The 12,360-nt window shown below is 70.0% G+C and carries 7 protein-coding genes; 5 read left to right on the top strand and 2 right to left on the bottom strand.

What is annotated here, in order from left to right:
• Window positions 1–14: 14 nt before the first annotated feature.
• Both OHA64_RS10850 and OHA64_RS10845 read right to left on the bottom strand, forming a co-directional pair.
• Window positions 15–1,409: a metallopeptidase TldD-related protein gene (locus OHA64_RS10850; RefSeq protein WP_405611505.1), complete on the bottom strand. Its 1,395-nt coding sequence runs from the start codon at window positions 1,407–1,409 to the stop codon at window positions 15–17.
• A gap of 82 nt (window positions 1,410–1,491) precedes the next feature.
• Window positions 1,492–3,015, bottom strand: coding sequence for a TldD/PmbA family protein (locus OHA64_RS10845; RefSeq protein ID WP_405611502.1), 1,524 nt, complete (start codon window positions 3,013–3,015; stop codon window positions 1,492–1,494).
• A 372-nt stretch (window positions 3,016–3,387) separates the two neighbouring features.
• Between OHA64_RS10845 and OHA64_RS10840 the strand changes: the two genes are divergently transcribed.
• From OHA64_RS10840 to fabI, 5 genes are all read left to right on the top strand, one after another.
• A complete protein-coding gene (locus tag OHA64_RS10840; protein WP_405611499.1) occupies window positions 3,388–4,512 on the top strand; it encodes a hypothetical protein in 1,125 nt (374 codons plus the stop codon).
• Window positions 4,513–4,543: 31 nt separating this feature from the next.
• Window positions 4,544–9,064, top strand: a complete 4,521-nt coding sequence (locus tag OHA64_RS10835; RefSeq protein ID WP_405611496.1) for a hypothetical protein — start codon at window positions 4,544–4,546, stop codon at window positions 9,062–9,064.
• A gap of 3 nt (window positions 9,065–9,067) precedes the next feature.
• Window positions 9,068–10,567, top strand: coding sequence for a hypothetical protein (locus OHA64_RS10830; RefSeq protein ID WP_405611493.1), 1,500 nt, complete (start codon window positions 9,068–9,070; stop codon window positions 10,565–10,567).
• 192 nt (window positions 10,568–10,759) lie between these two features.
• Window positions 10,760–11,479 (top strand): 3-oxoacyl-[acyl-carrier-protein] reductase, encoded by a 720-nt coding sequence (gene fabG / locus OHA64_RS10825; protein WP_405611490.1) that lies wholly within the window; start codon window positions 10,760–10,762, stop codon window positions 11,477–11,479.
• Window positions 11,480–11,484: 5 nt separating this feature from the next.
• Entirely contained in the window at window positions 11,485–12,252 is a 768-nt protein-coding gene (fabI, locus tag OHA64_RS10820; RefSeq protein WP_405611488.1) for an enoyl-ACP reductase FabI, read from the top strand.
• Window positions 12,253–12,360 lie beyond the last annotated feature (108 nt).

The raw sequence follows: 12,360 nt of genomic DNA, 5'->3' as shown, positions 1-12,360 counted from the left end.
AGCCGCCTACGAGGTTATACGCCCTGACTGACAGAGCTCATATTGAAATCGGGGATCCGCAGCGCGGGCATCGCGGCCCTGGTGAACCAGTCGCTCCACTCCCTCGGCAACGTCTTCTCCGTGCGCCCGGCCTCGGCGGCCCGGCCCAGCAGACCGACCGGGGACTCGTTGAACCGGAAGTTGTTGACCTCGCCGCTCACCTCGCCGTTCTCCACGAGATACACGCCGTCCCGGGTCAGGCCGGTGAGCAGCAGCGTCGCCGGGTCGACCTCGCGGATGTACCAGAGGCAGGTCAGCAGCAGCCCGCGCTCGGTGTTCGCGACCATCTCCTCCAGGGAGCGGTCCTCGCCCCCGTCGAGGATCAGGTTGTCGATCCCCGGCGCGACCGGCAGCCCGGTCAGCTCCGCGCTGTGCCGGCTGGTCAGCAGGCTGCTCAGTTCGCCCCGGCGCACCCACTCGGTGGCCGCGAGCGGCAGACCGTTGTCGAACACCGACTGGTCGCCCCCGGAGGAGTGCGCGAGCACGAAGGGCGCGGACTCCAGACCCGGCTCGTTCGGATCGCTGCGCAGCGTCAGCGGCAGCTCGCTCAGCTGCTCGCCCACGCGTGTGCCGCCGCCCGGCTGGGAGAACACCGTGCGCCCCTCGACCGCGTCCCGGCCCGACGCCGACCACATCTGGTAGATCAGCAGGTCCGCCACGGCGGTCGGCGGCAGCAGCGTCTCGTACCGCCCGGCGGGCAGCGCGATCCGCCGCTCGGCCCAGCCGAGGCGTACGGCGAGTTCGGCGTCCAGCGCCGCCGGGTCGACATCCTTGAAGTCCCGTGTGGACCGTCCCGCCCACGCCGAACGCGTCCGGTCCGGCGACTTGGCGTTCAGCTCCAGAGTGCCGTTGGGCTGGTCGTGCCGCAGCCGCAGTCCCGTGGACGTGCCGAGATAGCTGGAGACCAGCTCATGGTTGGCGAAGCCGTACAACTCGCGGCCACCCGCACGCGCGCGTGCGAACGCCTCACCGAGCGCCGGCGCGAAGTCGGCGAACACGGCGGACGAGGTCTCGCCGGGCGCGTCCTGGAAGTCGGGGGAGTTCGGTACGCCGGTGACCAGCGGCCGCGCGTCCTCCGCGGGCCCGGCACCGCGCGCGGCGGCCTCGGCGGCCCGCACCAGGGGCTCCAGTTCCGCCGCGGTCACGGCGGACCGCGACACGACCCCGGAAGCGGTGCCCTCCTGGCCGTCGACGGTGGCGATGACGGTGAGGGTGCGCCCGCGCGTGACACCGTTGGTGGTGAGCGCGTTGCCCGCCCAGCGCAGGTTCGCGGTCGACTGCTCGTCGGCGATCACCACACAGCCGTCGGCCCGGGACAGGTCGAGGGCCTGCTCGACGATCTCGTGAGGCTTGTTAGTACGAGAGCTCATCGACCGGCCTCCTGCGTGGTGTTCAGGCTGTGCTTTACCGGGGGATAACCCCCGGCCCCCCAGCCGAGTCCTGCACTGACGCTCATCGACCGGCCTCCTGGGTCGTGTTGAGGATGTTGACGCCCCTGAAGAGGGCCGAAGGACAGCCGTGCGAGACCGCCGCGACCTGCCCCGGCTGGGCCTTGCCGCAGTTGAAGGCGCCGCCCAGCACATACGTCTGCGGACCGCCCACCGCGGCCATCGAGCCCCAGAAGTCGGTGGTCGTCGCCTGGTAGGCGACGTCCCGCAGCTGCCCGGTGAGCCGCCCGTTCTCGATCTTGAAGAACCGTTGCCCGGTGAACTGGAAGTTGTAGCGCTGCATGTCGATCGACCAGGACCGGTCACCGACGACGTAGATCCCGCGGTCCACGCCCCCGATGAGATCCTCCGTGGCCATCCCGGCCGGGTCCGGCTGGAGCGACACGTTGGCCATCCGCTGCACGGGCACGTGCCCGGGGGAGTCCGCGAACGCGCATCCGTTGGACCGCTCGAACCCGGTCAGCCTCGCGATCCGCCGGTCCAGCTGGTAGCCGACGAGCGTGCCGTCCTTCACCAGGTCCCAGGACTGGCCCTCGACGCCCTCGTCGTCGTATCCGACGGTCGCCAGGCCGTGCTCGGCGGTGCGGTCCCCGGTCACGTTCATCAGCTCGGAGCCGTAGCGCAACTTGCCCAGCTGGTCGAAGGTCGCGAAGGAGGTGCCGGCGTAGGCGGCCTCGTAGCCCAGCGCCCGGTCCAGTTCCGTCGCGTGTCCGATGGACTCGTGGATGGTCAGCCACAGGTTGGACGGGTCGACCACCAGGTCGTACAGCCCCGCCTCGACGCTCGGCGCGCGCATCTTCTCGGCGAGCAGCTCGGGGATCTGCTCGAGTTCGCTCTCCCAGTCCCAGCCGGTGCCCGTGAGGTACTCCCAGCCACGCCCCACCGGCGGCGCGATGGTCCGCATGGAGTCGAACTCGCCGCTCGACTCGTCCACCGACACGGCGGTCAGCTGCGGATGCAGCCGTACCCGCTGCTGGGTGGTGACGGTCCCGGCGGTGTCGGCGTAGAACTTGTTCTCGTGCACGGTGAGCAGCGAGGCGTCCACATGGTTGACCCCGCTCGCCGCCAGCAGTCGCGCGCTCCAGTCGGCCAGCAGCCCCGACTTCTCCTCGTCGGGCACGCCGAACGGATCGATCTCGTACGACGAGACCCACGTCCTCTCGGCGTGCACGGGCTCGTCGGCGAGCTCAACCCGCTCGTCCGACCCGGCCGCCTTGATCACCTGTGCGGACAGCTTGGCCATCTGGACCGCCTGCGAGGCGACCTTGGCGGCGGCGTCGAGGCTCAGATCCACCCCGGACGCGAACCCCCACGTCCCGCCGTGCACCACCCGCACCGCGTACCCGAGGTCGGTGGTGTCCGACGAGCCCGAGGGCTTGGCGTCCCGCAGCCGCCAGGACGCGCTGCGCACCCGCTCGAACCGGAAGTCCGCGTGCTGCGCGCCGAGGGCACGGGCGCGGGCGAGGGCGGCGTCGGCGAGGGCGCGTAGGGGCAGTGCGAGAAATGTCGCGTCGATCTCATGGGGCACGGTGGCCCTCCTCCTCTTCGACCCCGTTTGGCAGGCACGCCATCTCCGAGCCGGCGTACCGAAGTGCCATGATGCGCCACCGCGGCAGGTGACCGTGTCCGTTTCCGATCGAGCCGGGTGATCTCGCCCCCTCCGGTGCACGCTTCTCATATCTGATCCGCAAGTGCCTCACGCACTGTCAGATACTCATGCCAATATTTGGGCATGGAGGGGTGGGGACTTGAGTTCCGCACATGGTCGTTGTCGCTGGATGACGTCCGTATGCGGCGATTATTGACGCGGCACGCGTGCCTGCGGCAGCGAAGATGTGTGCACCGGAAGGCCACCGCGGTGGCACAGCCAGTCACTCGCCAGGAGGCGCAGTCTGCGCGGGTGTGGTTGACCAGGGCGAGGGAATCCCAGCTGACCGACGTCGCACATTGTGCGCTGGTCATCACGGCCAGGGCCCTCAGGGTGGATTACGGCTTTCCCGAACAAGTGGTGGCCGAGCCGTCCGCAGACCAACTTGTCCTGATGCTGGAGGTGCTCGACCCGGAGTTCGCGCGATGCGTCGTCCACGGTCTGTTGCACCCGCAGTTCAGGGACATGCCGGCCGCGGCCCTCGCCACGCGCCGTCCGGAGGCGTACTTCCGCGCGGCGGACAGCGAACCACCGTCCGGGGCCCGGGACGTCGGCCCCTCACTGCGCGTGCCCGCCCCGCCCACCGAGCCTGACAAGAAAGCGGAAGCCGCCACGATGACGCCGCCAGAGCAGCAGGACTCCCGAACCTCGGATGACGGGAAGCTGCGTGACCTCCGGGACTCCGCCGACCGACTGCGCTCCCACGGAGACGAGTTGGCGCGAGCCCTGCGCGAGACGGCCCAGCTGATGAGCGAGGGGCGCGTTTTTCCGGCGGACGGGTGGACATCGGACGCGGTCGACGGCTGGCGGCGGCGGCGCACTCTGCTGGCCGAGAGCGTGTCCGGGGCCGGTGGAACGTGGGACGTGGATTCCGGATTCGCGCAGTTGGAGGCCGAGTTCGACCGCCTGGAAGCCGTGGAATCGGAAGAGCGCAGGCGCCGACTGGAAGACCTGCGTCAGCGGGAGGCCCAGCTGAAGACGCTGATCGCCGTCTCGGACGCCTCTGTCGCCGCGCATTTGGAACAGGCTCTGAATCAACTGGCCGTGCAGATCGCCGATTTGGAGAGCGGCCCTGGTGAGGCGGCCGTTCCGTCGGCGGAGTCGGAAGAAGAGGTCGACCTCTCCCCGGCGACAGAACTGGACGCGGCGGTGGACGCCGCCGCCCCGGCGCCTCAGCCCTCCGTGGTGGTCGGACAGGACGTCCTCGATGCCGAGCCTGTTGAGTCGACCCGTGACGAAGCCGCCACGGTGGCACCGCAACCCTCCCACTCCGACGGTGTGACCGAGGCCGGCGAGACGACGCAACCGGTGGAAGCCGTACAGACGGCGGCTGCTGCGGAAGCTCCGGCCCCCCCGGTCGTCTCCGCACCCCGGTGAGGCCTACGGCTCCGCGGAGCCGGACGTTCCTGTGCTGGAGCCCACCGCGGACGCTCCGGAGCCGGTCGTCCCCCTGGCCACCGAGGACGACCCGTCGATGGTCACGGACGAGGCCCCGCCCGCCCCTGTGGCTTGGCCCGTCGGCATGGCCCACGCGGACTGGGATCCGGCGGTTCCCTGGGAGACCAGCCAGGACCCGCCTGTGGCGCGGTTGGTCGGACGGGGCCAATTGCCGCACGCCTACTGGATGACGGCCGCGTCCGAGGAACCGGAGCCGCGCGCCCAGGCGCTCGCGTTCGCCGCCGCGGCCTTCGGCTGCGTCGGCAGCGACGAGGCCACGCAGGTGCAGATCGACCACGACATCACGCCGGAGCGCGTTGCAGAGGACCGCGAGGCGGCAATCGTCGCAACGGTCGCGGCCCTGCGAGCAGGCCTGACCGCGGGCTGGCCGCATGCCCTGGTCAGCGACTTCGTCACGCCGTCCGGACTGCCCGAGCCCTGGCAGAAGTTGCTCACCGTGCTGGTCGCGGCGGTACGCGACTGCCGGACCTTCGGCCCCGGTGCCATCGGTGACCTCGCCGACCCGGGTGACGCCGTCACACTGCGCGATCTCGGCGAGTCCGCGCGCGTCCTGCTGGAGGACCTGCCGCGGCGGAAGATCAAGTACCAGCGGGCCTCCCGCGTGCTGCAGTATCTGACCGGACCGTCGGGTACGCCGCACAAGGCGCTCAAGGCGGTCGTGGCGTGGGCCCAAGGGGGCGACCCGGCACCGTTGGCCGTACTGAGCGAGAACCTGCGACGACCGGAGTACGTCGACCGTCTCATTGAGGAGGCCGACAGCCGTTTCCGCACGCCGAAGCAGGCCAAGGAGGCGATCCATTCCGGAGCGCTGCGTCAGCTCCACGCTGCCGTGCGATCCGTGAGTGAACTGCTGGCTAAGGCTGACGCCGTGGCCGCGGCGATCCGCAGTCGTGGCGCCGCGCAGGGCAGTGACCTGCCCCAGCTGGCCAACGCCATCGGTGAACTGGAGTCGTACGGGTCGCCGCCCGGCGTGGGCGGAGCCGCTCTGGGCCTGTTGCGGGACTGGCTCGTCGGCCAGTCCGTTGCTGATACCGGGACGTCGGTGGGACGCGCGCCGTCCCATCACGTTCCGTCCGCCGACTGCCTGCTGCTCGCGCCGGACCTCCCCAGGGACGTCGACGGACAGCCCGACCTCGGCGACCCGCGCACCCCGCGGGCGATGGCCGCGCTCCTCGCGCCCGCGTCACCCGACGCCGCTCTCGGCACCTACCTGGACGCTGGAGACCTGCACCTCGCCAAGGGGCTGATCGCGTGGGTCGAACGGAACCCGTCCCTCATGGCGTCCCTGCCGGAGGACTGGGCCGAAGTGGCGACCCGTCGCTGCCGTGAGGCGGAGAAGGGCTGGCGCGACCGCACCGCGGAATACCACCGACGAGCCGCCGGACTCCTCGCCCAGATCCGCACGCTCAACCTGATGGCACCGGACGTCGAACGAAACCTGACCGGCCGGCTCCAGGAGTTCGCCGACGGGGACGAGGCCGGACGCTACCGGTACGCACGTGAGCGACTGGCTCAGTTGGTGCAGGACCTAGCCGGTCTCGTCAAGGAATCGACCGGGCGACTGCTCCAGGACCTGGACCGCCTCCGCCTCGATCCGGAACGCGCTCTTACGGAGAGTGACCACGACCGCATCCGGGCGCTCATCGATGAGGGCGACACCGTCACCGCCCAGGAGTTCCTGGCTCTGGCGAGCGGCGGGCACAGCCTCCCGGACCGTCCCGAGCACGACGGAACCGAACTCGTCGAGTTCGTGTCCGGACTCACCGGCCCGGGCATGCCCCAGGTCGGCGGTGAGGGAGTCCACGCCTCGTGGTGGGTCCGCAACTACGATTCCGGCGAGCGGTTGACCCCGGCCGCGGAGCAGGCGCTCGACTCCTGGCAGGCGCTGTGCACCAAGAAGGGGCGCAGCAGCGAGTGGCAGCAGCACATACCGCGCGTACTGCGCCTGCTGGGCCTCGAACCGGTCGGCCAGCTCCACTCCGACCGCCCCGGCCAGGGCGTCCGTCGGCTCAAGGTCCGTGCGACCGTCGCTGAGGACGGCGGCTACGTCGCCGCGCTCGGTTCCCGCGCCACTTCGTACACGATCCTGCTCGTGTGGGAGGAACAGCGAGCGGGCGGACCGCTGACGCACCTGGAGGACGCCGACGTCGACGCGAACATCGTGCTGTACCTCCATCCGCTGGGCTTCGCCGGCCGACACGCTCTCGTCGAGGCGGCGTCTGGACAGGCCCAGCAGGCACTGGTCATCGACCCGGCCGTCTTCGGCTGGATGGTGGCCCGGGCTCCCCGCTCGTTCCGTTCCCTGCAGCGGGTCACGCTGCCGTGGACCTCGTACAATCCCTACACCCCATTTGTCGCTGGACTAGTACCCCCGGAGGTCTTCTACGGGCGGGACGACGAGTTGCGGGAGGTGATGGACCCCAACGGGGGACTCTTCCTCTACGGCGGACGGCAGCTGGGCAAGTCCGCACTGCTGCAACGTGTGGCCGAGTTGTTTCCCAGCCGGTCGGAGTCCAACGTCGCCGTCTACCTCGATCTGCTGAAGGCCGAGATCGGTCAGGCGGAACCTCCGGAGCAGATCTGGTCGCTGTTGGCCGAGGGGCTCAAGCGACGTCAGGTCTTCGACGTGAAGATGTCCGAGCGCGGCGGTCCCGATGTGGTGGCCAAACGGATTCGTGACTGGTTGGATGCGGACGAGTCACGACGACTGCTGATCCTTGCGGACGAGGCGGACGCCTTCCTCACCGCCGACTCGCGGCGAGTATTCCGCAGCGGTGGCGAGTCGACGTTCCAGAACGTCAAGCGGTTCCAGCAGCTCATGGAACAAACCAACCGGCGCCTGAAGGTGGTGTTCGCCGGTCTCCACCAGGTGCAGCGTTTCGGCGACCTGTCGAACGTGTCCACTGCCCATGGCGGCCCCGACGTTCTGGTAGGTCCGCTCAAGCCGCACGCCGCGGTCCGGCTGGTCACCGAGCCTATGGCGGCCCTGGGCTTCGTCTTCGACCGCCCCGAGCTCGTGTGGCGGATCCTCGCCATCACCAACTACCAGGCCAATCTGGTGCAGATCTTCTGCAGCGAACTCGTCCGCACTCTCCAGGGGCGCCCGCACCCGGAGCCTGAACGGCCGATGCGGATCACCGAGGAGGACGTCCAGAGCGTCGCCGCCTCCGAGACGGTCCGGCGGCGTCTGGCGGAGCGGCTCCGCTTCACCATCAACCTGGAGGACCGCTATCGGGTCCTCACCCTGGTGATCGCCCTGCGCAGTCTCGCCGACAAGTACCGGGGTGACTACACGGCCGAGCAACTGCTCGACCTGGCGCGGGATGCCTGGCCGCGAGGTTTCGACGAACTGGGGGTGAAGCGGGTCGAGATCTACCTCACCGAGATGGTGGGCCTGGGCCTGTTGGTCCAGCTGGGCGACCGGTCCAGGTTCGCTGTGCGCAGCCCCAACGTGGTGAACATGCTGGGCACGCGGGAGGAACTGGAACTGGAGCTCAAGGAGACGGAGTTCAGCCTTCCGTACGACTACGACCCTCGTGCCGCGCGCCGGCTTCTGGGACGGGACGCCAGAGACGGCATCCAGCGCTACAGCCCGCTCACCGAGGGCCAGCTGCATGAGGCGGCCCAGCCCGGCGTCACCCTGATCGGTGTGACCGAGTCGTATCGGCCGCCTCTGATGATCAGGGCCGCCGAGGCCTTCGCCGAGGCCCGCGGAGTGGACGTACGCAAAGTGAAGGAACCCGGTGACCTGCGCGTCGCGCTCGCGGACGCCTCCCGGCTGCGCCGCAACTACGTCCTCGTGGCCGACCTGTCCAGCCTGGACAGGCAGGAACTCACCACGGCGGTTCAGCTGTGTGCCGAACATGCCGGACCCGCGGCCGACGTGCGGGTGCGTTCCACCGTCCGCAAACACGCCGGCAACCGTTCCGTGTTCCTGCTGGGCGACGCGCTCGCGACCGGGGCACTGACGGACGACGCCCGGGAGGGCACACGACTGCCGGTGCGGTTCCTGCATCCTGAACGGTGGACCGTGGACAGCCTGCGAGCCTGGCCCGAGTGCCCGTTCGTGTCGAGGATGGAGCGCAGCAGCCTGATCCGGGTTACGGGCGGCTGGGCTCCCTGGGTGGAGCTCGCCATCACCGAGGTCTCGGTCAAGGGCGCCACTCTGGACAGTTCGCTGGAAGCCGTACACCATGCCATCGGGAAACCGGGCAACCTCGCCACGCACTGGAAGCACACCGGACTCGACAGCCAGGATGAGCAACTCCTCGGTATGTGGACCTCTTACGTCGACGAGAACCAAGGCGTGCCCCTGGACGACGTCGCGGCGGCGATCGAGCGGCCCTTGGAGGAGGCCAGGCTCTGGCTGGGTCGGCTCGACCTTCTCGGGGTGCTGGATTCCCTGCCGGGCGGACACGCCGTGGACGCCGTCACCTTCCGGGCGGCACGCGCCCGCGCGGCCGGAGGGTGACGCGTGGAACTGAGCGCCCGAGCACTGTCCGAACTGCCCGGGGTGCGACGCCAGATCGGCCGCATCGCGGCCGATCTGGCGGCAGGCCTGCACTGCCTCTGGCTCCTCCCAGACGATCTGGTCGAGGGCGGCTACGCGGAGGAACTGCACCGCGTGGCGCTCTGTACCTCACCCGACCGCCTGGACGTACCGGCGCCGTCCGAGCTGGGGACGCCCGCAACCCCGCTTCCGGAATTCGCGCCGGAGCCGACGGGCTGGGCGTTGGACGATCTGCCTCTCCTGGAGGACTACGACGACGGGTTCGACATCGGGTGGGAACCGGTCTTCCCCCGTCAGCGCAGTGCGCCGGAGCCGCTGACCGAGCCCCTTGAAGGGCCGGAGTCCGGACTCCTCACCCGACTGGCTAAGGAACTGTCCGTGGCTCCGGGAGAGGCCGTCGACACGCTCATCGCCCCCGACCGGCGGTGGCGGCCGGTGATCGGCGTCCGCGCCTGGGAAGAGTCGGTGCGGAGCGCGGGCACCGGGGAGCCGCAGCAGGAGCGTGGTCGTGAGGTCGCCCGCCTGATCCGATCGCTCAGCGCGGCGGCCAAACAGGCTGGTCTGCCGCCCGAGGATCGTCCCCGGCTGCTGGTGACGGCACGGTTCGAGGATCTTCCGCGCCGGATGCCCGATGAACTCGAACTCGACCTGGCCACTTCGGCCGTGCACTGGTGGTGGGGGACCCTCGGCCGGCTCGACAGCGCGACGGTCGTCTCGGCCGTCGGCACCGATGCCTCCCGCACTGCCCACCGACACGGAGAAGTACCGCGCGACCGCATCCTGCGTGCGGTCCGCGACGAGGTGGTCAGCGAGGTGTGCGGGCCCGACCCGGTGCTCGGCTGGCGACTGGCGCGGCGGTGGGACGGTAGCCAGGGCACGCTGGAGGACAGCCTGCGGGCGTGCCTGGGCGGCGTCCGGGCAGCCCCGCCGGTGCCACCCCTGACGGGTTTCTCGGTCGTCGGCTCCGGGCACCGGCCGGCGACCGGGCTGCGCCCTGCCTGGGCACGCGGGCTGCTGCAGGCCTGGGACGGCCGCTCACGTGTCCACCCTGCGGTCTGGTGTGGTGACCAGAGTCGGTCGGATCACCTGAAGATCCTGGTCAGCCAGGCCCAGGCACGGGTGCTGCTGCCGTGGATCGAGGACACTCGCCAGCGCCTGGCGCTGCGTGCCCTGTCCGGTGCGACCAGGCCCGTGGCCGAGCTGGTCGCCTGCTACGTCGAGCGGCCTCCGGCCGGATACCGCACGCGCCCAGAGGAGGTGTTCCGCACCATCGAGGTCGGTCCCATGCTCCGTGCCTGCTGCCAGGGCCACCTGAACCTTCCGGTCGAGGACCGTCGGCTGCTGGAGCAGCTGGTCCTGGCCCGGAACGTGCTGTCGCACCGCGGGGTGTTGTTCGACCGAACCCTGCACATCCTGTGCGACGAACTGGCCCGGGCGGATCAGCGCTGGTCCGGCGACGAGTGAGAGCCCGGCGGCGGCCCGCCACCGGTCGCCGCGTACCGCTGGCCTGTAGGGATCCCACAGCACTGACAGTCTCCCACTGTGGGCGCCCGATTGTCCGCGCGCGGGCCTCGACCGATAGGTTTTCGGGGAGAAGCCGCCTGTCATCCAGGTGTCCGGGCGGGTGTGTCCGACCGCTATCGAAAGGGTGATCCGTTGAGCCGCTCGGTTCTCGTCACCGGAGGCAACCGGGGCATCGGCCTCGCCATCGCCCGCGTGTTCGCCGACGCCGGCGACAAGGTCGCCATCACGTACCGCTCGGGCGAGCCGCCGGCCGCCCTGACCGAACTGGGCTGCCTCGCCGTCAAGTGCGACATCACCGACCCCGAGCAGGTGGAGCAGGCCTACAAGGAGATCGAGGCCGAGCACGGCCCGGTCGAGGTGCTGATCGCCAACGCGGGCATCACCAAGGACCAGCTCCTGATGCGGATGTCGGAGGAGGACTTCACCTCGGTCATCGACACCAACCTCACCGGCACCTTCCGGGTCGTCAAGCGCGCCAACCGCGGCATGCTGCGTGCCAAGAAGGGCCGTGTCGTCCTGATCTCCTCGGTGGTCGGGCTGTACGGCTCCCCGGGGCAGGCGAACTACGCCGCCTCCAAGGCCGCCCTGGTCGGCTTCGCCCGCTCCCTCGCCCGTGAGCTGGGCTCCCGCAACCTCACCTTCAACGTCGTCGCACCCGGCTTCGTCGACACCGACATGACGAAGATCCTCACCGACGAGCAGCGCGCCGGCATCGTGTCGCAGGTGCCGCTCGGCCGGTACGCGCGGCCGGAGGAAGTCGCCGCGACGGTGCGGTTCCTCGCCTCGGACGACGCCTCGTACATCACTGGAGCCGTCATTCCCGTTGACGGCGGACTGGGAATGGGTCACTGATCACCATGAGTGGAATTCTCGAGGGCAAGCGCGTCCTGATCACCGGTGTGCTGATGGAGTCCTCCATCGCCTTCCACACCGCCAAGCTGGCCCAGGAGCAGGGTGCCGAGATCATCCTGACCGCCTTCCCGCGCCCCACGCTGACCGAGCGCATCGCCAAGAAGCTGCCGAAGCCCACCAAGGTCATCGAGCTCGACGTCACCAACGACGAGCACCTCGGACGGCTCGCCGACATCGTCGGTGAGGAGCTCGGCGGGCTCGACGGCGTCGTCCACTCCATCGGCTTCGCGCCGCAGGACGCGCTCGGCGGAAACTTCCTCAACACGCCGTTCGAGTCGGTCGCCACGGCCATGCACGTCTCGGCGTACTCCCTGAAGTCGCTGACCATGGCCTGCCTGCCGCTGATGCAGAACGGCGGCTCCGTCGTCGGCCTGACGTTCGACGCGCAGTACGCCTGGCCGCAGTACGACTGGATGGGCCCGGCGAAGGCCGCCCTGGAGGCCACCAGCCGTTACATGGCGCGCGACCTGGGCAAGCAGAACATCCGCTGCAACCTCGTCTCCGCGGGCCCCCTCGCCTCCATGGCCGCCAAGTCCATTCCGGGCTTCGCCGAGCTGGCCGCCGTGTGGGACAACCGCGCCCCGCTGGAGTGGGACCTCAAGGACCCGGAGCCGGCCGGCAAGGGCGTCGTCGCGCTGCTGAGTGACTGGTTCCCGAAGACCACGGGCGAGATCGTCCACGTGGACGGCGGCCTGCACGCGGTCGGTGCGTGACGCCGCCGCTTCGACACGGTTGATGGGTGCGGGCCCGCTGTCCTTTCGGACGCGGGCCCGCACCCATCAACCGTTCGGCCTATTCGACCGGGCGGGCAGCGGCCACGA

It is taken from the genome of Streptomyces sp. NBC_00076, from assembly GCF_045041235.1.
Taxonomy (GTDB): Bacteria; Actinomycetota; Actinomycetes; order Streptomycetales; family Streptomycetaceae; genus Streptomyces.
Note: the sequence above shows the minus strand (reverse complement) of the source record. Positions and strands in the feature narration are given on the sequence as shown.

Bases quoted from the DNA above. Each gene is read 5' to 3' on its own strand.
- OHA64_RS10850 (WP_405611505.1), bottom strand. From the start codon at position 1,409: ATGAGCTCTCGTACTAACAAGCCTCACGAGATCGTCGAGCAGGCCCTC.
- fabI (WP_405611488.1), top strand. From the start codon at position 11,485: ATGAGTGGAATTCTCGAGGGCAAGCGCGTCCTGATCACCGGTGTGCTG.